18 protein-coding genes are annotated in these 22,088 nt (G+C 63.4%); 5 read left to right on the top strand and 13 right to left on the bottom strand.

The window, feature by feature from the left end:
* Window positions 1-638: 638 nt before the first annotated feature.
* The 9 genes from H6678_13815 to hrcA form a co-directional block, all read right to left on the bottom strand.
* On the bottom strand, window positions 639-1,448 hold the full coding sequence (locus H6678_13815) for a M48 family metallopeptidase (GenBank protein ID MCB9474871.1): 810 nt from the start codon (window positions 1,446-1,448) through the stop codon (window positions 639-641).
* Window positions 1,449-1,579: 131 nt separating this feature from the next.
* The gene (locus H6678_13810; GenBank protein MCB9474870.1) at window positions 1,580-3,109 is read right to left on the bottom strand and encodes a diguanylate cyclase; all 1,530 of its coding nucleotides are present in this window, start codon (window positions 3,107-3,109) and stop codon (window positions 1,580-1,582) included.
* Window positions 3,060-3,650, bottom strand: coding sequence for a 16S rRNA (guanine(966)-N(2))-methyltransferase RsmD (gene rsmD / locus H6678_13805; protein MCB9474869.1), 591 nt, complete (start codon window positions 3,648-3,650; stop codon window positions 3,060-3,062). Before rsmD ends, H6678_13810 begins: the two co-directional genes overlap by 50 nt.
* Window positions 3,651-3,660: 10 nt before the next feature.
* Window positions 3,661-4,842, bottom strand: a complete 1,182-nt coding sequence (locus H6678_13800) for a hypothetical protein (GenBank protein MCB9474868.1) — start codon at window positions 4,840-4,842, stop codon at window positions 3,661-3,663.
* 57 nt (window positions 4,843-4,899) lie between these two features.
* Window positions 4,900-6,192 (bottom strand): hypothetical protein, encoded by a 1,293-nt coding sequence (locus H6678_13795; GenBank protein ID MCB9474867.1) that lies wholly within the window; start codon window positions 6,190-6,192, stop codon window positions 4,900-4,902.
* Window positions 6,193-6,195: 3 nt separating this feature from the next.
* Window positions 6,196-6,654, bottom strand: coding sequence for a ComEA family DNA-binding protein (locus tag H6678_13790; GenBank protein MCB9474866.1), 459 nt, complete (start codon window positions 6,652-6,654; stop codon window positions 6,196-6,198).
* A 123-nt stretch (window positions 6,655-6,777) separates the two neighbouring features.
* The gene (gene dnaJ, locus H6678_13785) at window positions 6,778-7,914 is read right to left on the bottom strand and encodes a molecular chaperone DnaJ (GenBank protein ID MCB9474865.1); all 1,137 of its coding nucleotides are present in this window, start codon (window positions 7,912-7,914) and stop codon (window positions 6,778-6,780) included.
* 3 nt (window positions 7,915-7,917) lie between these two features.
* The gene (locus tag H6678_13780) at window positions 7,918-8,571 is read right to left on the bottom strand and encodes a nucleotide exchange factor GrpE (protein ID MCB9474864.1); all 654 of its coding nucleotides are present in this window, start codon (window positions 8,569-8,571) and stop codon (window positions 7,918-7,920) included.
* A gap of 72 nt (window positions 8,572-8,643) precedes the next feature.
* Complete coding sequence (gene hrcA, locus H6678_13775; GenBank protein ID MCB9474863.1) at window positions 8,644-9,696, bottom strand: heat-inducible transcription repressor HrcA; 1,053 nt, start codon at window positions 9,694-9,696, stop codon at window positions 8,644-8,646.
* A gap of 191 nt (window positions 9,697-9,887) precedes the next feature.
* Here hrcA and rpmH point away from each other — a divergent pair, with 191 nt between their 5' ends.
* From rpmH to H6678_13750, 5 genes are all read left to right on the top strand, one after another.
* Window positions 9,888-10,037 carry a 50S ribosomal protein L34 gene (gene rpmH, locus H6678_13770; GenBank protein MCB9474862.1) on the top strand — a complete coding sequence of 50 codons (150 nt, stop codon included), beginning with the start codon at window positions 9,888-9,890 and terminating at the stop codon, window positions 10,035-10,037.
* A 121-nt stretch (window positions 10,038-10,158) separates the two neighbouring features.
* Window positions 10,159-10,629, top strand: a complete 471-nt coding sequence (gene rnpA / locus H6678_13765) for a ribonuclease P protein component (GenBank protein ID MCB9474861.1) — start codon at window positions 10,159-10,161, stop codon at window positions 10,627-10,629.
* Window positions 10,626-10,832 (top strand): membrane protein insertion efficiency factor YidD, encoded by a 207-nt coding sequence (gene yidD, locus H6678_13760; GenBank protein ID MCB9474860.1) that lies wholly within the window; start codon window positions 10,626-10,628, stop codon window positions 10,830-10,832. The genes rnpA and yidD overlap by 4 nt, the downstream gene beginning before the upstream one ends.
* Before the next feature lie 51 nt (window positions 10,833-10,883).
* Window positions 10,884-12,716: a membrane protein insertase YidC gene (gene yidC / locus H6678_13755; GenBank protein ID MCB9474859.1), complete on the top strand. Its 1,833-nt coding sequence runs from the start codon at window positions 10,884-10,886 to the stop codon at window positions 12,714-12,716.
* Window positions 12,717-13,333: 617 nt separating this feature from the next.
* A complete protein-coding gene (locus tag H6678_13750; GenBank protein ID MCB9474858.1) occupies window positions 13,334-14,572 on the top strand; it encodes a T9SS type A sorting domain-containing protein in 1,239 nt (412 codons plus the stop codon).
* A gap of 88 nt (window positions 14,573-14,660) precedes the next feature.
* On the opposite strand, the gene H6678_13745 is transcribed toward H6678_13750, so the two are convergent.
* The 4 genes from H6678_13745 to creD form a co-directional block, all read right to left on the bottom strand.
* Window positions 14,661-17,438, bottom strand: a complete 2,778-nt coding sequence (locus H6678_13745) for a hypothetical protein (GenBank protein MCB9474857.1) — start codon at window positions 17,436-17,438, stop codon at window positions 14,661-14,663.
* Window positions 17,435-19,387 carry a sodium:solute symporter gene (locus H6678_13740; protein MCB9474856.1) on the bottom strand — a complete coding sequence of 651 codons (1,953 nt, stop codon included), beginning with the start codon at window positions 19,385-19,387 and terminating at the stop codon, window positions 17,435-17,437. Before H6678_13740 ends, H6678_13745 begins: the two co-directional genes overlap by 4 nt.
* Window positions 19,384-20,508 (bottom strand): carbohydrate-binding family 9-like protein, encoded by a 1,125-nt coding sequence (locus tag H6678_13735; GenBank protein MCB9474855.1) that lies wholly within the window; start codon window positions 20,506-20,508, stop codon window positions 19,384-19,386. The genes H6678_13740 and H6678_13735 overlap by 4 nt, the downstream gene beginning before the upstream one ends.
* 125 nt (window positions 20,509-20,633) lie before the next feature.
* Entirely contained in the window at window positions 20,634-21,995 is a 1,362-nt protein-coding gene (creD, locus tag H6678_13730) for a cell envelope integrity protein CreD (GenBank protein MCB9474854.1), read from the bottom strand.
* Window positions 21,996-22,088: the final 93 nt, after the last annotated feature.

The following is a 22,088-nucleotide window of genomic DNA, read 5'->3' as shown; positions in this document are numbered from 1 at the left end:
GGCCTCCATACACAGAAACGCATGAAGGCGGAATCCGGCGACGGCCATCCGCACCTTGACGCCGCCCGGAACCGGATGTCGTTCCGATCCTCGGGGCGCTGAAGGCGGGCCGACGATAACAAGGGCGAGCATCTGGAGCAATGGGAAAATCAACAGATCTCCATGGCGGGTTGCCGACTCCAGCAATCTTGAAGTGCGGATCTCATCGAGAGAGCCTGAAGACATCTGGCTGGGATGGCCCGCGCCAAGAAGTCTCCCGCACCACGAAGCGACCGCCGCGGAGGTGAAGGATGCGGTGCGCCATCATGCATCGATGGAACGCGTGGTACTTCGCACCACCATGCAGGAGGCGGTGAAGCCCCCGCGGTGGGGGAGTCGGTGCCCGAGACCCCGGGGCGTTGCCCCGGGCTGGGTTTGGGCGCGCCGTTGGCGCTGAGGTTGCCGGCAGGCGTTAGCGCTTGGGGTTGCCAGCAAACATTGGTGTGTGTTGTGCCGACCATGCGTTGGTTGAGACGCACGTTTCGTGGTGGACGCTGTGAATGTCTCCCATTGTACGGTCTTGCTGAGTGGGAAGTAGCGAATGAGAGAAAGGGCCGATCGCTTGATCGGCCCTTTATATCACGTCGTGAGTGCCGCGGTTACTTGTTCTGGTAGCTCAGCGCCTTGGGCAGCAGCTTGCGGATGTGCTCGATGCGGGTGGCGTCCGAGGGGTGCGTGCTGAGGAACTCGGGGGGCGCGGCGCCGCCGGCGGCGGCGGACATGCGCTCCCAGAAGGGGATGGCGGCGTGGGGGTCGTATCCGGCCATGGTCATGAAGATCAGGCCCAGCTCGTCGGCTTCGCTCTCCTGATTGCGGCTGTTGGGCAGCATGTAGCCCACGGTGCTGCTGATGCCGTAGACACCCTGCCACAGGCCCCGGGTCTCGGCGGGCTTCTGCTCAAGCGCCTTGTCCAGGGCCACGCCGCCCAATTGCTGAATCATGCCCTGACTCATGCGCTCGTTGCCGTGTCCGGCGATGGCGTGGGCGATTTCGTGACCCATCACCACGGCCAGTCCGTTCTCGTCCTGGGTCACGGGCAGGATTCCCGTGTACACCACGACGCGGCCGCCGGGCATGCACCAGGCATTCAATTGCGGGTCTTCGACCAGATTGAAGGTCCAGTCGTAATTGCTCAGCTCACCGGCCATGCCCTTGCTGGTGAAGTAGCGCTCCACGGCAGCCTGCACACGCTCGCCCACTCGCCGGACCATGTCGGTCTGGATCGCGTTGGTGCTCAGCTGTGCTCCACTGAGGAAGTTGCCGTACTCGGTGGCACTCATGGAATTCATGGTGGAGATGGGAATCAGGTTCAGCTGTTTGCGGCCCGTGATGGGCACGGTACTGCAGGCGCTCACGGTCAGCAGCAGCAACAGGGACGCCAGGCGCCCGATCAGTCGGGAGGGGGCCATGTGTAGTTCTCCGGTCAAGGATGGATGGTTGAACCTGGGGCCCGTGTGGGGGCCGGTGCGCGCCGAATATAGAGAAATCCGGCACCGGTGCGGGCTGGCCATTCGCTCGGGGAGTCCGTCACGGGCAACGGTCAGAAGCAGATCCGATTGCGCCCTTCGTCCTTGGCGCGATAGAGGCACTTGTCGGCCTGGGCGATCATTTCCTCGGCGCTGGTCCAGGTGCTGTTCTCGTCGTGGCCGGCCAGCCCCATGCTGATGGTGACATGCAGGGGCTCGCGCGGGCGCCAGGGGAACTCGTGCTTTTCCACGGCGCGACGGATCTTCTCGGCGGCGATGCGTGCCGAGTAGAGGTTGGTTTCGGGCAGGATCACCACCATCTCTTCCCCGCCGTAGCGGGCCGCCATGTCGGAACCGCGGATCAGCGCGCGCAACAGCTCGCCCATCTGGCGCAGTACCGTGTCGCCCATCTGGTGGCCGTAATTGTCGTTGACCGCTTTGAAGTGGTCGATGTCGATCAGAATGAAGGCCATCGTGCGCCGGTAGCGCCGGCTGCGCTCGAATTCGCGCTGGACGAACTCGTCGAAGTAGCGTCGGTTGTACAACCCGGTGAGCGCGTCGTGATTGGCCATCTGCTGCAGGATCTCGTTGGCCGCACGCAGTTTCAGCGCCAGTTCCTCGGCTTCCTGCTTGGCTTCCTGCAGTTCGCGATTCATGCGCTCGTAGGTCTGGTTGAGGTCCGCCAGTTCCTGATTGGCTTCATCGAGCAATTCGGTATAACTGGGCAGATTGCGGATCTCGAAGCCGTACTGCTGGGCGACTTCCAGCACCTCATCCTTGATGCCGCGGAAGAATTCGTCCACCGCGTCGGGCTGCATCTGGATCAGGGTTCCCGAATCACGCCGGAAATCGGTGAGCGCCATGCCCACCCGCGGTGAATAGAAGATGCGCCCCGCCAGACGCGCCAGATGCACCAGCTGGCAGAGCTGGCGCATCTCAGGTTCTTCACGGTCCACGTCGCGCAACTGGTGGTGATACAGTACCGGACGGGTGAGCACCTCGGGCAGCCCCCAGCGGCGCAGCACCGCCTCGCCCATCACCTCGTGACTGAAATCCAGCTGGCTGCTTTCTGTGATCAAAATGTCTTCACCATGGCGGATGTCCTTGGACAGGATCTCGCCGTAGGCGTCTCCATGGATGCGCAACTGCACCAGCATGCCCACATCCATCAGCAGGCAGGCCATGAAGACTTCTTCGGGAGCGCCGTAATTCAACATGCGCGCCAGCTTGCGACCCGCGACCGCACTGAACAGCGAGCGTTCCCAGAGCCTCTTGAGGTCGGCGATGGTGCCCGTGTTCTCCACCATCATCTCGATCACGTTCGTGGAGAGCACGATCGACTTGATGGTGTCGTGACCCAGCAAAACAACCGCCTGGCTCACGGTGGAAATGCGATGGTTGAACCCGTAATACGCGGAGTTGACCACCTTGAGGATGCGCAGGGTGAGGGCCGTGTCGTTCTGCACGAACTCGGCGATCTGGCGGGCGGTGGAGTCGTCGTCGTTGATCAGGCCGAGCACACGGGAGACTACCGGCGAAAGGGCCGGTAGGTCTTCAATCCTGTCCAGCAGCAGCTGGGGATCCGTCGCTCGTATCTCGTTCATTGCACCAGATCTGAATTGTGCTTCGTCCGAAGGTCTTCTTCTTCCACAGACTCAGCGGGGCCAGGTCCAGGTCCAGACCGGTGGGATGTTCCAGCAGCAGCAGGCCCCCCGGTTGCAGCAACTCACTGTGCCGAAGCTGTTCGGCCAGGGTCTGAAGCAGTCCGCTTTCGTAGGGTGGATCGACAAAAATCAGCTCCACCTTTATGCGGCCGGCGGCCTCCTTTGTGTACTGGAGAACATTTCGTCGCAGCACCAGAGCTTCGCCAGAAGTGACACCGAGCGTCTCCAGATTGCGGTGGATCGCCCGCAGAGCCATGGGCGCCTGCTCGACGAAGGTCACGTGCCGTGCGCCAAGGCTGAGTGCGTGCAGCCCAAGACTCCCACTGCCGGCGAACAGGTCCAGCACGGTGATTCCGGGAAAGCGGTCGCGCAGCACGTTGCAGACCCAGTCCCGCATGCGGCCCGTGGTGGGACGCACGTCCAGCCCGGCAGGTACCGCCAGGTTGCGCCCCTTGAAGCGGCCGAAGAGCACTTTCATCATGGTGAGGTTCTCAGGGTTGCACCGCCACATTCCAGCCGCCCGCGGGACGGCGGCTCAGCATGACACGGTCCACGGGGGCGGACAGGGAGTCCCCCAGGTTCGCGAGCGAGGCCAGCCGGAAGTGGCGAGGTGTCTGGGCGTCTGGAAGGTCGAGGGCCGTCGCGAAGCTGTACCAACGGGCTTCGCCGCCCGCCTGGGTTGGGCGCAGTACCAGGGGAGTCAACAGTTCGGCCAGGTCCACGGTGCCGTTGAGCAGAATGCCATCGCTGTGAACCGAGAGAAATGCGGGCAGGCGTGATTCACCGGCCGCCAGCCGGTCAAGCAGCAGATTCCAGCGTTCACGGTTTCCCGTTGGTTCGGGACTGCCCGAGGGCCTGGCGGGAGACGTGGCCACCTGCACAACGGGCGTTTCAGCGGCCGGTCGACTCTCGCTTGACGGAACCTGACTGGCTGCTGAGGTCAGCGCATCCGTCGTCTCGCCTGCACGGGGTTCGCCCACTTTCAGACTGTCGGCCGGAACGGGCATGCCCTCTTCCTGTCCCGAGGCTCGCATGGGTTCGTCACCAACCGGATCCTGGCCCAGCCACCACCCCAGCCCCAACGCGCCTCCGCAGAGCACGAGCACCACCGGCAGCAACCAGGCCAGCAGGGGAACGGGTTTCCAGCTTTCCCTGGAGTGAGCCTGCTGCAGTTGGCGGGCACGGACAGGGTCAAAGGTCCAGCGCTGACCCTTCAGGTCCAGTACTTCGAAACTGACCGGCGTATACCCCATGGCGCTGAAACTGCGCCCGAGAAACTCCTCGACGGGTTTGCGCACCGCAACCAGCCGGACGCGTGAACCGACGGGATTCTGGTAGTCCAGCAGATAGTTGTGTGCGGATTCGGGAGCATTGCGCTCCAGTTCCCACTCCAGGTGGCTGAGTGGGTTCTCCATGTCCTCGAGGCCGTCGCAGGGGAGGTCCAGCAGCACACTTCCCCAGTCGAGGGGAATCTCGATGCGCACGGGTCCGGAGCGCTCCACCGTGTTCGGCAGACGTTCGCCAAGTTTTTCGGCGAAGAGTTCGGCCAGATCCGACTTGTGCAGCAGCTCGGGTCGCAGCACGAATGGCAGATCGATGGAAATGTCTCCATCGGGTGTGTGGATCAGGAGGCGTTGGCTGTCGACGGTCAGCAGCAGTGGACTTGAGGCCATGGTCTGCACCTTTTCGGGGTCCGGAGTCTCCAGACGGCCATGGCGGCCCGACGGGCATTACTCCCAGGAGCTCGTGCCGTTGTAGATCGAGCCGTGATTCTCGGGCGGATCCACCTCGAAAATCTTCTTCCAGCCGGAGAGATAACTCTCATTCCCGACGATGGGACTGTAGATCGCGACACCCACCGTATCGATGCGCACCGGCTCGAGGCGTGTGTCAAGAACCAGTCGGGGCAGCAGCTCCTGCACGGCGGGGCTGGCCAGCAAGGTCTTGAACTGGGCTCCCTGGCTGCCATCGGAGGTTTCGGGGAACAGGGTCCGCTCGGCCATGGCTGGGTTGTCGAAGTAGTCACTGGAATCGGCGCGTGCCACCTGAGTCTTCTCGGAGGTCAGCGAGAATTTCTGACGGGGCTTCAGAGTGTTCAGACGATTGAGAATCTCGCTGACCACGATCTGGTTCTTGGCGTCTTCGGGGACCTGATAGGTCTCGTTGCCTTCGGCCTTGGCCGAATCGGTGAGACTCTGGAAGCGCAGGGCCACTTCATTGGACACGAGAGTCTTCACGGCGGACAGGAACCCTTCCTGCTGGTTTCGAGCATTCACGGGCTGCCCCTCCTGGCCGTCCAGCTCGAAGAGCAGTTCACCCTTGTAGGTGTACTTGGCCACATGCTTGAACTCGAAAGGCTTGCCGGTGGTGGGGCAGGTGAAGATGTCGTCGAAGTTCATGCTGAAGCTGAAGTCGGTGGCCTTGATGAAGCTCGAATCGCCCCGCGTCATGCCGCCCACGGCGCGATCGAAGCGCGCGGGAGCCGAGGCCCACAGGCTGAAATCGCGAGCCCCCGCGCCCCGGCGCTTCACGATGATGGGCTGCTCGCAGTACAGATGGAGCGTGTCCGTGCCCAGTGCGCTGTACTGGGGTTTCATCGTGGCCCAGATCATGGTGTGCTTCAGGGTACGCCCGTCCTCGAGGGTCCGGCTGAGATTCTCGCTCAGCGCGAAGGACTGGATGCGCATGGTGTCTTCCGCGGAGACAAGCAGGCTGTCGCGGGGGTTGTCCGGATCAAGCTGCTTGTCATCGTACGAGAAGGTGACCGGGGGCATGTGCAGAATGCAGGTGTCCAGACTGGCCTTCATGTCATCGTAGGTCTTGGGAAACCGCCGATTGAAGTAGAGGTACTGCAGGGCCGCCGTGTTGAGGTTTTCCATCCGAAGACGGGCTTCTTTCAGATCCGCGGCTTGTTTCTTCCACTGCCTGGAGGGCAGGTCCACGGAGATGTACAGCACCCCGATCAGCAGCACGATCAGGATCTTCAGAAAAATGCTGCCACCGCCCACGTTCTTGCCGGACATGCCTTACTCCTGTGTTCTGGAAACCTTGGCAACAGAAATGGAATCCGCCGGGGACGCATCCAGCACCAGACGGCTGCGCATGCGGTTCAAGGTGGCCGGACCGATGCCTTTCACCTGCAACAGGTCCTCAAGGGATGAGAATCGACCCAGTCGCTGACGCAACTCGAGAATGGCCGCCGCACGGGAAGGACCAATTCCGGGCAGGCTTTGCAGCTCAGCCGCGCCATCCCGGTTAAGGACCACCGGACCCGGTTCCGCTGGCGTGGCGGCCACTGACCCGGCGCCGGGAAGCGTTGCCGTCAGACGGATGAACTCCCGGTCCAGGCTGTCAAGCCGGAAGTCGGGACGGGGCAGGAAACGCTCGCCGACTTCCGCCAGCAGATAGCCGCAGAAGATCAGGGCGCAGACCGCCAGTACCAATCGTCGTTCCCGGGAAGTCAGATCAAGGCGCAAAACTACCAAACCCGTGCCTTAGGCAAAAGTCAGCGTCCGGCCCGTGTGCGACACGCACAGGGAGTCTGTCGCCGGACTGCTGGGCGCTGCTGGAGCCGCGGCGCCAAAAGCGACACGGGGAACCGGCCCCGGTCACCCGAATAAATGCTGCTTCAACTTCTGGAAAAAGCCCTCTTCGGTGGTTCTGGGATTGATGTCCGCCTGAGTGGCCAATTTTTCGAACAGTTTTTTGCTTTCGGAGCCCAGAGAGGTCGGAGTGTGGACAACCACCTTCACCAGTTGGTCCCCGCGACGACTGCCCCGACTGGAGCGGATGCCCTTGCCACGCAGACGCAGCAGAGCCTCGGACTGGGTACCGGCGGGCACGGTCAGACGGGCTTCCCCGCCGAGCACGGGCACGGTCACTTCACCACCCAGCGCGGCCAGCGGCATCGAGACCTGCAGGTAATACAGGATGTCTTCGCCGTGGCGCTCGAAGTAGCGGTGTTCCTCTTCCTCGAAGACCACGATCACATCGCCCTGTGCGCCACCGCGGGGGCCATGGTTTCCCTGCCCTCGCAGGCGCATGAAGTTCCCCTGGCTCACGCCCGGAGGAATGTTCAGCTTGATGGTGGTGTCACCCTTTTCCAGCCCCGTGCCATTGCAGGTGGTGCAGGGTGAACTGATCATCGTGCCCTCGCCGCTGCAGTTCCGGCACACGCCCACATTTTCGACCATGCCGAAAATGCTGCGGCTGACCTGACGAATGCGCCCCGCACCCTTGCAGTAGGGACAGGTGATCGGTTGGCTGCCACTGGCCGCACCACTTCCTGAACAGGTGGCGCACGGTTTCTGGATCTTGAGCTTCAGGGTCTTCTCGACCCCCTCGGCCACTTCTTCCAGACTGAGCTTGAGCGTGATCTGGATGTCCCGACCCGAGGGCTTGCCCCCACCGCGCTGGCCACCACCACCGAAGATGTCGCCCAGATCCCCGAAGCCAGACATGAAGGTGCGCAGGGCATCGGAGAGGTCGAAGTCAAAGTGGTTGGCGCCACCACCGAAATTGGCGTCGGTGCCCGCGTGTCCGAATTGGTCGTAACGCCCCCGTTTCTGCTCGTCGGAGAGCACGGAGTAGGCTTCGGAGACTTCCTTGAATCGCTCTTCGGCGCCGGCTTCCTTGTTCTTGTCCGGGTGATACTTGAGCGCCAGCTTGCGGTAGGCCTTCTTGATCTCGGACGTGTCCGCATCACGGGCGATACCGAGCACTTCATAATAATCGCGCTTGCTCATCCGTCAGTTTTCCTCGTTGCCGGCGGAGCTGTCCGCCGGGGGGTCCGCGGATTCCAGCTTGTTCACCACGACCTGGGCGTGGCGGATCACGCGGTCTCCCATCCGGTAGCCGCGCAGGTGTTCCATGATGATTTCATCGTCGGCCTTGTCGGGCACGCAGACGGTGGTCAGCGCGTCGTGCAGTTCGGGATCGAAGGTCTGTCCCACGGAATCGAAGGCATTCAGTCCATACTGTTCCAGACCGCGCACCAACTTGCCGGACACCAGACGCAGGCCATCCAGCAGGCTCTCCAGTCCGAGAGACTCGACCGGCTGATTCAGCATGCGTTCCAGATCGTCCCTGACGGGCAGCAGACTCAGCAGCACATCTTCCTGGGCTTCGCGGTGCCAGCGTCCCCGTTCGCCCTGGCTGCGACGGCGGAAATTGTCGAACTCGGCCAGGCAGCGCAGGTGGCGGTCGTTCAGCTCGGCCACCGTGCGCCGCAGTTCTTCCAGTTCTGTCTGCATGGCGGCTCCTGATTCGGGAGCCGGGTCTTCAGGGCTCGCATTGTCCGTGGCGTCCGGTCCGCTGTCCTGGCCGATTTCATTCTCGGGCAGCAGCTCCTCGCGAAACTCTTCGCTTTCGGGGGTGTCCTGGGTCGACGCGCTCTCGGGCATGGTCGATCTCCTCTCTCTGGGGCAAGTCGGAATGACCGCGTGTCCGGCACTGCAAGCCGGACCGATGTGTCGTCAACGATCCTCGCCGAAACCTTTGCTGATCAGGCCTGCGGTATAGCGGACCAGGCCTTCGAGTCGTGCGTACTGCATGCGGCGGGGGCCGATGACCCCCAGCACGCCGGGCAGACTTCCCACATGGAAATTCGCCGTCACCAGACCGTAGGCCGTGGCCTGGTCCAGTTCATTTTCCCGCCCGATGGTGATCGAGAATGGGTCATCCAGATGCGGATTCACCAGGTGCATGATCATGTCGTGGTCTTCGATGATCTCGATCACGTTGCGGTAACTGTCCTCGCGGAACTCGGGCGCGTCCAGCAGATTTCCCGCGCCCTGCAGGAAAATGGCGTCACGCGGCACCGTGCTGAACAGGCGTTGGGTACTCTGGATGAAGAGCCGCGCGATGTCGCGCCCCATGCCCGGAATGTCGGCCAGGCGGTCATGGATGGTGTCCTTGATCTCGCGGAAGGTCAGTCCCGCGAGCCGGCTCTGGATGAAGCGCGATACCTGGGGCAGGTCTTCGGCCTTGAGTGTGCTCTCCATTTCGAGAGTGACCGTGCGCGCCAGCCCGGCCGCCACCGAGACCACCACCAACAGGCGATGACGCGAGAGGGGCACCAGATCCAGGCGCTCCAGCTTGCCGTCCTCGAAGGAGGGTGCCAGCACCACGCCCAGATTGTTGCTGATGACCGAGAGCATGTGCGCGGTGCGCTCCATGATCGCCTTGATGTCCGGCATCAGCTCCTGGACATTGGCGGCAATCATCTGGCGCTCGGCCGAGCCCAGGCTTTCCTGCTTCATCAGGTAGTTGACATAGATCCGATAGCCCAGATCGGTGGGAACACGCCCCGCGCTGGTATGAGGATGGGCCAGCAGCCCGCGTTCCTCGAGATCGGCCATCACGTTGCGGATGGTGGCCGGACTGAGGTCCATGTCGGGAATCTTGCTCAGTGTTCGCGAGCCGACGGGCTTGGCGGTCACGATGAAGGTGTGGATGACCTCGCGCAGCACGGCGGCTTCGCGGGCATCCAGCCCCAGGGGCAGGGATTCCAAGGATCTTGTTTTCACCAGGACAGTCTCCCGGATGGTCGTGCGTCTGTCCGGCCTTCTGGCGGCCGGAGCGGGGAATTATAGAGTATGACCAAGCATAGCGCAAGGTTTCGCCCGTCCTGCTTCAAGCGGACCGTTGACTCGCCATCGGTCCAATGCTATAATCACCGGCTCTGCGAATTGAACGAATCCAATCGAGGGGGTGAGGCATGAAGCGCACCTTTCAGCCAAGTAATCGCAAACGGCGCAACAAGCACGGTTTCCGTGCCCGCATGGCCACACCCAGCGGACGCAACGTACTTGCCGCCCGTCGTCGGAAAGGCCGCAAGCGCCTGACCGTCAGCGATCCCAAGCTCTAAGCCGGCCCAGTGCGGGTTTCCCGCTTCCCGGGGGAATACCCGCACCGGACCTGCCTCCCCGGCCCCTCTGCCGGGGACGCATGCCGGCCGGGAGGGACGCATCCATGCTCCCCTGTGAACCATGACCAGCCAGCACTCGGTGGATCCCCAATCGGGGCCATCCACTGCCAGCACGAGCGACCCGTCCACCACTGCGAACCACAGCAAGGCCGCCCAGCGCGCCACCCTGCCGCGGTCCCGGATGCTCAAGAGTTCCGCGCGCATCACGGAACTCTTCGCCAAGGGATTGCGCGTGCACGGTGCGTTGCTGAGCGTGTACCATCTGCCGGGTTCGTCGCTGGTGGCTTTCGTCATTCCCCGGCGTTACGGTCGGGCCGTGGATCGCAACCTGGCCAAACGTCGCCTGCGGGACATCTTTCGCCTGCATCGCGAGTGGTTTCCGGAGCAGCGGGACTGGGTCATCTACATCCGGCCGAAGGTGGGTCTGGCCGATCACGCCAGTTTCCTGAAGGACCTGGAACAGATCACCCGGCGCATCCGGCGTCATCTGCAAGCGGCAAAGACTCCGCAACCTGCTCCACCAGCCCAATGAAATGGCTGGCCGTGGGCGTCATTCGCACCTACCAGCGATTCGTGTCGCCTCTGCTGGCACCCCGCTGCCGCTACTACCCAAGCTGTTCCCAGTATGCGGTGGAAGCCTTTGGCAAGTACTCTTTCTTCAAGGCCCTGGCCAAGAGTTGCTGGCGCCTGCTGAGATGCAATCCCTGGTCCGACGGCGGCGTCGACCACCCCTGAATTCCGACCGGCCCGGGGCCTTTCGGACTCACAACGGAGAACCTCACTCGGATGGACAAACGCACCATTCTGGCATTCGTGTTGATCAGCGCGGTCATCCTCTACATGAATACGTCCCACTACCGCAAGATGGCCGGTCTGCCGGAGCCGGGACAGAAGCGGACCGAGCAGGTGGTGGAGGCCGATGCGAGCTCGATGCCCGCGACGCCCGCCGAGGAAAACGGGATCCTGCCCGGGGATACCTTGCGGACCATGGCGGCCACGCCTGTGGCCGCTCCCGAAGAGGCCGCGCTGAATACAGCTCCGGTGACCCATCTGCCCTTCGAGGGAACTCCCCAACCCGAGCGGACCCTGACCGTTGACACCGACCTGTACACGGCCCGCTTCTCGACACGCGGCGCCCAGTTGCGCAGTTTCGAACTCAAGGGTCTCAAGTCGTATTACGGCACCTCCGTCAGTCTGATCGACGGGTTCCAGTCCAACCTGAATCCGGCATTCAATCTGGATGGACTGAACATCAACGGGGCCGAGATCGACTTCATGCCCGTGCCGGACACCGATCTGGTGCTCACCGGAGACGAGACCGCCCAGTTGGCCTTCCGCTTCACGGACGACGAAGGTCGGGTGATGGAGAAGGTGTTCACCTTCAATGGCTCGACCTATGGCATCGAGATGGGCCTGCACGTGGGCGGCCTGAAGGAGCGCCTGCGCAATGCCGCGTATACGCTGGGCTGGGAAATTCCCCTCCAGGTCACCGAGCTGGACACCCTGCAGGACGCCACCTACTCCGAAGCGGTGGTGATGGTCGGCAGCGAAGTACAGAACTTCTCGCTGGGCATGAAGAAGGAAAGCCTGGGCGAGTCCTTCAAGGGCAACCTGGGCTGGATCACGGTTCGCAACAAGTACTTCGCTGCGTCGGTGGTTCCGCAGGGACGGTCGGCCACGGCCGTGGATGTCTTCGCCCAGCGCCTGAACCCGGGCGCTGCGAAGCATGTCCCAGGTTACTCCTGGACCATGGAAATGCCCCTGCAGAACAGCGAGGAGATCAACGACCGCTTCCTGCTCTTCCTGGGTCCGCTCACCGTACCCGCGATGGATCCGGTGGACCCGTCGCTGGAAAAGGCGATCATGACCCGCACCAGCCTGGGCGTGATGGGTTTCATGTGGCCCGTGATCCGTCCCTTCGCCGCGCTGGTGAAGTGGGTCTTCCTCTTTCTGCACGGATTCATTGAGAACTACGGCATCATCATCATCATCTTCAGCGTGCTGGTGAAACTGGCCGTGTTCCCCTTGACTCACAAGAGCTACAAGAGCATGAAGGAAATGCAGCGCATCAAGCCCTTGCTGGACGAGGTCAAGGCCAAGCACAAGAGCAACCCCAAGAAGATGCAGGAAGAGACCATGAAGCTCTACCAGGAGCACAAGGTCAATCCCTTCGGCTCCTGCCTGCCGATGCTGCTGCAGATGCCCCTGTTCTTCGCGCTGTTCTTCGTGTTCCGCAGCGAGTTCGAACTGCGCGGCGCCAGTTTCTTCGGCTGGATCAATGACCTTTCGGCACCCGATGTGATCTTCCGGTTGCCCTTCACCCTGCCGCTCTACGGCTCCGGTGTGGGTCTGCTGCCGATTCTGATGGCCATCTCCTCGTACTTCATGTCGAAGATGACCGCCACGGGCAACGACCCCACGCAGAAGATGATGCTGTACTTCATGCCCGTCTTCATGCTGATGCTGTTCAACAACTTCCCCAGCGGCCTGACCCTGTACTACACGCTGTTCAACGTGCTCTCGGCACTGCAGCAGCACTTCAGCAAAGGCATGTTCGACAACGGAGCTCCCATCGTGGTCCCTGCCAGCCCGACGATGCCCATGAAGAAGAAACGCTGAGACCGGGACATCCTCGACCCCTCAAGGCCCGGACGTGTTCCGGGCCTTTTTTGCTCCATCCGCGTCGACCGCCGCGGCCGACGCGGGGACCGTTGGGGCGTGGGTCGGGATGATCAGCACGGCGACGGTTGAAGGGACCGTTCCTTCGACCGTCAACACGATCACCGCCGTGACCGACATCTCGTCCACCGTTTCGTCCACCACCGCGTCACCCGAGACCTCGGTTGATCGGTTACTGGGGAGATCAGCGAAAAGTGAGTCGTTTCAATTGGCATGCATGCCGCCTTTCCTTCGGAGCGATGTCAAGAAGAATGGAGTGGTGATACGCTCATTGGGACTCCTGTCGCCCCGAAAGCGTCACCGAACTTTCAAGGCGGGCGGCGATCCAGAATGCGGGCACGTCATCACTGTAGCTTCGCCTGCGTTGCGAAGCGCCGTGTCTTGTGAGTATTCATCCATGCAAGGGCTTGGCTGCCTGTCTTCAGCGGGGGCGATCGCAGACAAGGGTTTTCTCACAACGCAAGGGGAGGTCTGGGCGGGCCTGCCATTCTTCGCTTGCATCCTTGGGAGCACGGTTCTAACCTGCTGGCAATTGGACTATCCGAAGGGAAACTCGCATGAATCGCCTGCTGATCGTGGTCATTGGCGCCTTGTCTCTGTTCTGGACCGAGACGGGTGAGGCACAGCAATCCGAGAACTGCACGCTGGTGGGCAGTCATGAGACTCTCGGGCAGGCGATCGCAGTCTCGGGCTCGTTGGTCCTCATGGGAGCCATGGACCTGGAAATCGTCGATTTCTCGTCGCCCACCCGCCCCGTATCGCTGAGCAGTCTGCAGGCACCCGGAGCGATCATGGCGATAGCGGTGGAGGGAGAACTGGCCTATCTGGCCTGTGGGTTTGCCGGCCTCTGCATCGTGGACCTGCACGACCCCGCCAACCCGGTGATCGTGGGCAGTCTGGGATCCGGGACCAACACCAACGATGTGGTGGTGAGCAACGGCAGGGCCTATCTGGCGGACGGCTGGACCGGCATCCGCATCGTGGATGTCACACACCCCGAGGCACCGGCCGTTCTGGGTGGTTTGGATACTCCGGGCAGCGCGGCCGGCGTGGCCGTTCATGGAAACGTGCTCTGGGTCGCCGACAGTTTCGAAGGCATTCGGGCGATTGATGTGAGCGACCCCAGCGAACCGCAGGAAGTCGGCTTCGATGCGTCCCAGAATGCCGTTTACGCCATTGTCGCGGACGACAGCGGAGTCTTCGCGGCCGATCATTACGGAGGCCTGAGAATTCTGGATGGCAGCGACCCCGCCCAGCCACAGGAACTGGGCTGGTACATCACTCCCGGCAATCCCTGGGATCTGGCGCTGGGCGACAATCTGGTCTACATGGCCGACGACCAGCAGGGCGTTCGCATCATCGACATCAGCGACCCGACCTCACCCGTCCTGGCTGGGTACTATTCCTCGGGTTACGCCGTGGAAGTTGCCTTCGCCAATGGCCGTGTCCATGTCGCCGATCTGGAGGACGGCATTCTGGTGCTCGAGTACCATCAGACCACCGGCTTGATTCCCGGGGAGACCCGCCTGCCCTCGGACTTCGGGCTTAGGGCGAACACGCCCAACCCGTTCAATCCCGCCACGCTGATCCATTTCTCCCTCGAGGACGCACAGCATGCATCACTGCGCATCTTCGACCTGCGGGGTCGGCTGGTGAGCAGTTTGCTGGACGGCCCGCAGGCCCCGGGCGCACACAGTCTGCGCTTTGATGCTTCCGCCCTGCCCAGTGGCACATATCTCTGCCTGCTGGAAACCCCATCGGGCCATTCATCGCTGCGGATGACCCTGCTCAAGTGAAGATCCCACCCGGGTCCACGGCACGACGGAACCGCGGCCCGGCTGACTGCCGGGTCGCAACGGCCGCTGCATCACAGGATGCACTCTGTCATGGCAGCTCGATTTCGACGGTGGTGATCTCGTGGCCGCGCAGAAGCAGGCTCAGGCAGCGGGGGTCGGTCATTTCAAGCTCGACCATGCGCTCCTCCAGCAGGTTCAGGCGCCAGGCGACGCTGGCGGTCACGCCCAGACGCAACTGGGCCGGGCGCGGATCGTCGGACTGATTGTAGACGCGGATCACCAGCGAATCACGCTCCTCGTGGCGCTTGACGGCGCTGATCACGATTTCCGGACCTTCCAGCTCCAGCAGGCCTTGTCCTCCCGCGACACTGCCCTCGGCCACACCCTGACGCAGCATCAGCGGAGCACGCCAGCCCAGCGAGGTACGCTTGAGTTTCGCCTTGCGCCAGTCGCCAACCAGAGGCTGCACGGCGTAACGCAGCGTGTGCTCTCCCGGGCACTGGGCATCCGGTGTGTGCAGGGTCGGGCCCGCATTGCAGTGGTTGCGGGTGGGAAAGTCGTCGCGTGACAGCCAACCCACGGCGCGCAGCAGGGTCAGGGCCATGGTCGTGCCGTGTTCCTCCTGCAGGGCGGCCATCTCCGGTAGACCCTGATTGAAGACCACCAGCCCCTGCCCGCCCTGCTGCAGCAGGCTGAAGTCCTGCTGGGGCACCGTGCCCGTGGGCGGCTGGGCCCAGTCCTTGCCTTCCGGCGGGGTCACCGGGCGGTCGTTGACCACGAACTGCCCATCGGAGAGGATGCGGGTACAGTCCAGGTCCGAGGGGAAGAGTGCGCGCAGTCGGTGGTCTTCAACCCGGTTGTCAAAGCGTGTCTCAACCTGCACCAGGGGGCTGTCGGCGTCCAGGCGCAGCAGTACCCGCACCGGGCAGGCCAGGGTTTCGGTGCAGCGTGCCTGGCGGTCTTCACCGAGCGCACGCGGCAGTTCCAGTTCGAAACGCGCCTCAAGCACACCCGCCAGGCCACCATCCTGAAGCAGGCTCACATGGCCTGCGACTCCGGCGCTGGTGATCCGGGTGCTGGTGGCGGCCGGGCTGTAGTCGTACTCGTCGCCGGCGTCTTCGATGTCTTCCAGCAGATTCTGACCAGGGTAACGCCGGCCATTGCGCAGATCTTCCAGCAGGAAGGTGCCGTCCGCGGCCAGCTGGACCCGTACCAATCCGTTGCTGAGGGTGTTGCCATCGGCCACGACCGGATTCCGGGGTGCGGGGGCCACGGCCAGTGAGGGCTCGGCCTTTTCCTTGAGGAAGTAACGGCGATGTCCCAGCCCCGGCACATCGTCGGCGAGGAAGCGGATCACGGCGAACTGATCGGCGCCATCCTCGGGCGCGTCGGTGCGACGGATGCGGTCACCCATCCTGTCCAGGTAGGTATCACGCTGAAGCAGTTGTGAGTCAAGATCCAGCTGGGCACGATAGTCAATGGCCCAGAAACGCTCGAGCCAGTGGCGCTCCACCAGCTCGAAGGGCACGCTGACGCCGTCCTCGTCCACCAGATCCATGGTCTCGATATGCGGCTGGCCGGGCAGCAGGATCACCAGCCGGCTCACAACCTGGCTGCGCCGCCAGGGCAGGCTGTTGAACACGGCCAGCGCCGTATCCGTGTCCTGGGCCTTCTCCGGGGCGAAGAAAGGCAACAGGTCACGCAGCGAGCGATGCAGCTGCTGCTCGGCACTTTCGACCACTTCGGAAAAGCGTGCCACCATTTCGGTGTGTACCGTGTCGATGCTGCAACCGCAGATGGAATCGTGCGGATGGTTCTCCATCAGGCGGCTCCAGGCCCAGCGCAGCATGCCCGTGGGATACTCCACCCCGTGCAGGAAGTGCGCCGCCGCGGCCAGCGGTTCCAGCCGGCTTTCCAGCAGGGTCTGGGCGCGCTCGTTCCACTGCTTGAGATACAGACGCGCGCTCCACACGCCGGAGAGGATGAAGTTGTAGCGTCCGCCCAGCAGTTCGCCACGGAAGACCTTGCGCTGCACGTCGGCCTTGCGCAGGCCGTCCAGATAGCGCCGGTGGCTGCCGTGCTGGAAGTTGATCTCGGGAAAGGCCTCGCGCAGGGCCGTGATGATCTGGTGAAAGTCCTTCTGGGCCGGAAAGTGGTCGCAGCCGTTGTTGATCAGCAGCACGGGCGAATTGCTGCGCGCCGTCAACTTTTCCAGCAGCTTGCCAACACGCTCGACGGCCTTGTCGGTGTGCACGTTGCGCCGGGTGTGGGCTTCCCAGATCTCGTCGTAGCCCAGGCCACCCGCGTTGCAATAGCCATCCACCTGGCAGCAGGCCAGCACTTCGCTGCCATCGGGAGCCCGCCAGAGATAATCGCTGCCAAGCTCTTCCAGTTCGTCGCCGTTGCCGCGGGTGTAGATGAAGTTGTCGATGCCCACCCCGCGAAGCAGCTGGGGAATCTGGGCCAGATGGCCGAAGGAGTCGGGCATGTAGCCCACCTTCACCTCGCCGCCCAGCTCGCGGCAGAGCTGGTGCCCCGCCAGCAGGTTGCGCACGGTGGCTTCGCCGCTGACCAGAAACTCGTCGGGCAGGATGTACCACGGCCCCAGCGAGAGCCAGCCTTCCTTGACCAGCCGCCGGATGCGCGCGCGGTCCTCCGGGTAGAACTGCAGGTGGTCGCGCAGCAGCAGGGCCTGCCCGTCCAGCACGAAATGCTTGAACTCGGGGTCGTGCTCCAGCCGGTCCAGCAGCGCATGCACCATGCGGGCCAGATCCACCCTGAAGCGCCCATAACTCAGATACCACTCGCGGTCCCAATGGGTGTGGGAGACGATCCAGGCGGTCACGCGCTCGCTGCCATCGCTCATGATGGAGGCGCTCCTTGTTCTGTGTGACGGACACTACCGTCGTCGCCGGAATCCCGGTTCAATGTCTTGAGTCGTGCAATCATGTCGCGCAGGTCCCGGGCGCCGCCCATGGTGAACCAGATCAGTACGGCCACCGAAACCGCCAGATAGAGCCAGGTGTAACCGCGCCAGAAGCTCATCCAGGAGGAATCGCTGACCTCGTGGGTCAGATTCCAGACCGTGCCCACCCCGAAGATCAGCCCCCAGAGCAGGGTCCAGGCATAGGTAAGCATGATCAGAAAGCGGTCGCGCTTCGAGAACTCCACCCCCATGCCGAAGAGCTTCGAAAGGCGGGTGGCCAGCGGATTGACCACTTCCTTTTCACCGGGAATCTCCCAGCGCCCGCGGTGCAGCAGCTTGTCCAGGTCGCAGGGCTCGCCCCGGCCCAGCAGCGACACACCGATGTAGAGCGCCGAGGAACAGAGCATGGCCAGCATCCAGAACTGCTGGCCGTTGAGGAAGAAGTCCGGGTTGAGCTGACGGATCACGATGCCGCCCACGGCGATGCCGCTGCCGGTGAGCATGGCGCTCCAGGCGCCCGCCGCCGTGCCGCGTTTCCAGTAGAGCCCACCGATGATCACCGCGCCCGAACCGCCAGCGAAGATGGCCCCGGTGATGGCGAAGAACATCGCGATGTACTCGTTGGGCTTGAACCAGAGGCTGAAGAAGTAGATGAAGATCGCCACACCCAGAATCGAGAGCCGCAGCAACCACAGATGCTGGCGGGTGCCCATGGGAACGGGGTTCTTGCGCAGCGGCAGAATCACGTCCTGCACCAGAATGCTGCCCCAGGAGTGCAGGTAGGTGTCCAGCGTGGTCAGGCAGGCGCCCAGCATCAGGGCGGCAAAGGCTCCCAGCAGGCCCACCGGCAGCAGGTTCACCAGCACAAGCGGCACGGTCAGCTGGCTGCGCTCGGCGCCCTCGCTGACCGTGGCCAGCACGGCGTTCACGCTGTCCTGAATGCCCGTATAGGCGCCATGATGCATGACCGTGTACGCCACGATGGGAATCAGCAGCAGCGCGGTCACCTGCCCCATGCCGCGCCAAGTGCCCAGCACCCCGCCCATCTTGGCCTCGTGCGCACTGCGCGCGCTCGAGTTGTAGCCCTGGGTACCCTGCCAGGACATGGCGCCGTAGATCACGCCAAAGACTCCGATCAGGAAGTACCAGAGGTTGAAGTCGTCCATGTGGCCGGTCTTGAAGGGATTGATCTTCGAGGCGTCCACCGGGGCCATCGCCATCGCTTCGGAGATGTGGCTCCAGTCGACCTTCAGCAGCACGAAGAGCAGCAGGGCCACGAAGACCGTGTTGATGAACACGCCCTGGATGAAGTCGCTGATCACGATGGCCACCTGCCCGCCCGTGAAGACGAAATACAGCGCCACGATCAGCAGCAGGGCCATCACCACGGCGTAGGTGCTGAAGTTCAGCCCCAGCAGCTCGAAATGCAGGGGCAGGCCGCAGTAGTGAATGAAGAAGCGCGCGCCAACGGCGGGGAAAATGCCGAAGTTGATCAGCCCGGCCATGAAGGCGATGAAACCGGCGAACACGCGGAAGTTGCGGCTGTAGCGCATCTCGAAGAACTGCGAGAGCGTGAGCGCGCGTGTTTCACGGAAGCGGTAGTTGACCCAGCCGGACACCGTGAGCACGAGCATCACCACGCCCATGGTGAAGCCCCACCAGGTCTGGGTGAAGCCCGCGACGTAGTTCATCTCCATCTGGTTCACCACCGTGATCGCCCCCAGCCCCGCGATGCCCGAGCTGAGCGCGATGATGTAGCGTCCCGCCGTGCGCCCGGCCGCCAGAAAGTCGGCCACGCTCTTCATGTGCAGGCGGCTGAGCTGCACACTGCCCACCATCAGCAGGAACACGGCCAGCACGATCAGCCAGTCAATCAGATGAAGGTTCATTCCTCCTCCCGCAGCGGAGGCCGCTGCAGGCGACCGGTTTCGTCAATCGAGAGCTCGCCATCACCGCCCACGGGCTGCAGCACCACCTGCCAGCGGCGCTCGCCCAGAGACAGCTCGGGCGGCCACTGGAATCCGGCAGGCCTCTCAAGTCCGCCCAGCAAGCGCTCGGGATCGGTGATCCAGCGTCCCTGGGACTCTCGCGCCTCCATCTGGCGGTAATACAGTTCCCAGAGCCAGGCCACGGCGCGTTCGCCCGGGCTGTCGGCCACCGGTTTGAGCCGGGCTTCGGGCGCTTCGAGAAAGTGCAGGTAGCCCCAGCGTTCGGGGTAGTGCATGGCGACAAGGCCCTGGGCCGACCAGACCCAGTTGTCTTCGGGCAGGGGATTTCCCTCGTGATCAAGGCGTTTCCGGTACTGGCCGTCCACCACGTCCAGGTGCCACTGCACGCGCGAGAAGTTCAGCCGCCAGACATCGCCTTCCGTGGGTGGCACCTGGCGGTTGGCCCGTTCGGCCAGCACGCTCCAGGGCAGCGCCAGCTCCACGCTCCAGCCCGTGTCCGTGTCACTGGGATCATTGAGCGTGCCATTCAGGGAGACGGCGCTCTGCAGCCCGGCAATGTCCCAGGCGTTGACGGCGGAGTTGCCGTCGCGGTAGGGCCAGAGCAGCAGCAGGTCCCAGACCGTGCCCAGGGCGTTGATCTCCAGCTCGTAATAGGAGTGGGCGTCGCCGTCCGGGTCCAGGAAGAGTTCGAAATCATTGTCGTGGTAGATCACCGCGTCGCGCTGCTCGAGGGTGCCCCAGAGGTCCGACTCCTCCAGCTCGGCGGCCACGAAGAGGAACTCCTCGTCCCAGAGCAGGCGGGCCCGGGTCCGCTGGCGAGGAGCGGGAGCCAGCTCGTTGCTGCGGATCTCGACGAAGTCCTCGCTCCAGGGCGCCTGGTCCCAGAGCGGCGACTCCAGTCGTCCGTCGATCACGGGCGCCTGACTAGTATAGTGACAAGGGTATTCGCGCGGGGAGAACTCGATGGCGGGAACGGGGAATCCGGCAAACAGAGGCGCGACCGAGCCGCTGAGCAGCAGCAGGGTCAGGCAGAGTCCCGCAGGGGGAGGTTCATATCTCACGGAGCAGCTCCTCCGGTTCCTTCGTCAGAAGCCGAAGGGCGTTGAACAGGATGAATCGCCCGTGAATATCGCACGATGCGAGGGCTTTTGGGCAGTCCCTCACCTTTGGATCCGAAGTGGCCCGCTCAGCGCGGCGGTCCTGCCGGTGGCGCGGCCGCACCCCGGGACCAGTCGACCCGACGGGTGGTGACCATGACCAGCCCCAGCACCAGAAACAGCCCGATGGAGCCGACCAGCAGGGCCGAGTCCTCGTTGCCCAGCACCACATACAGGTAGGCATATAGCAGGGCCACGCCCGCGGTCAGCAATCCGGCGCGTCCGGGACTGCGCAACATGACCAGCGCATACCCGCCGACCATTCCCAGGATGGACAGGCTGGCCAGCAGGTAAGACAGAGGGAACCCCAGGTGCTCCGACAACGCCAGCTCCAGCAAGTAGAACAGACACAGTGCCGCACCCAGCAGCAGGTACTGGATGCCGTGCACGCGGATCCGTCCCAGGACTTCCATCAGCCAGATCGAGGCGAAGGTCAGCAGAATGAACAGGTCCGAATACTTCACGCTGCGCCCGGCCATGCGGTACTGGTCCACCGGATTGACCAACTGTACTCCAAAGCGCGACTGCTCCAGCTGCGTGGCGCTGACCTCGTTGTTCTGCCAGGCCTGGGGATAGTTGCGCCCCAGCCAGGAAATGGTCCAGTCGGCCGTGAAGCCTTCGGGTCCCTCGCTGTGTGACGTGGGCAGCCAGTTGCCCTGGAAACCGGGATCGGGGTGGTTGGACTCCAGCGTCACACGCGTGGTCTTGCCGGAAGGAGTGAGCCAGGCACTCTGGCTGCCGTTGAGCAGCAGTGGCACACGGAAGGAAATGCTCTCCTGCTCCGGGTTCACCGCTGCCAGGGCATGCACGCCACCCGCTGCGGCCTTGAAATCTCCCGTGCCGGGCAGCAGAGGCAGGGACTGGCCGTTCCAGATCACGCGCGACTCTTCCTGGATCGCACGCACATCGGCAATGCCCACCGCCAACTGGGCATGTTCCCAGTCGATGGATGCGGGTTCAGCCCCCAGCAGCGAGAAATCGGGCCGGGCGAACTCCCCCTCCAGCAGCAGGTCCAGCGTGTAGACCGGTACGGAGAAGATGCCCCGATTGCGTTCGCGGGAGTCGATGCGCCCTGTCACCCGCAGGCTCTCGGGCAGAAACACGGCCCGGGAGGTTGCCGTGCGGACGACCTGCCTGCCGTCGGTGAGAGTTTCGGTCCAGTTGCGCGTGAAGGGAATCACCAGCGCGGGGCCGTCGATGGCCTGCGTCTGGCCCCACTTCGAGGACACCTCGGCCACCGCCTCATCGCGGCGCTGCTGGCGTTCGTGCACCAGGCTTTCGACCATGCCCGCCGGAATCTTGAGCAGCAGCACCCAGAAGCACAGCACCAGAAGGCGCAGCATCTGCGAGCCGCGAATCCCGGCCAGCAGCCTGTCGAGGAATTCCTGCATGATGGTCTCTCCCGTGAGCTGGAGTTGCGGAGTCGAAGGGTGGAGCCAGGCCGCGGTGGGTGTGTGCTCCGGCGGGTCGGTTCCCGTTTACGG

The sequence above is a fragment of the Candidatus Delongbacteria bacterium genome (assembly GCA_020634015.1).
Classification (GTDB): Bacteria; CAIWAD01; CAIWAD01; order CAIWAD01; family CAIWAD01; genus JACKCN01.
This window is presented reverse-complemented; position numbering and strand designations above follow the sequence as displayed.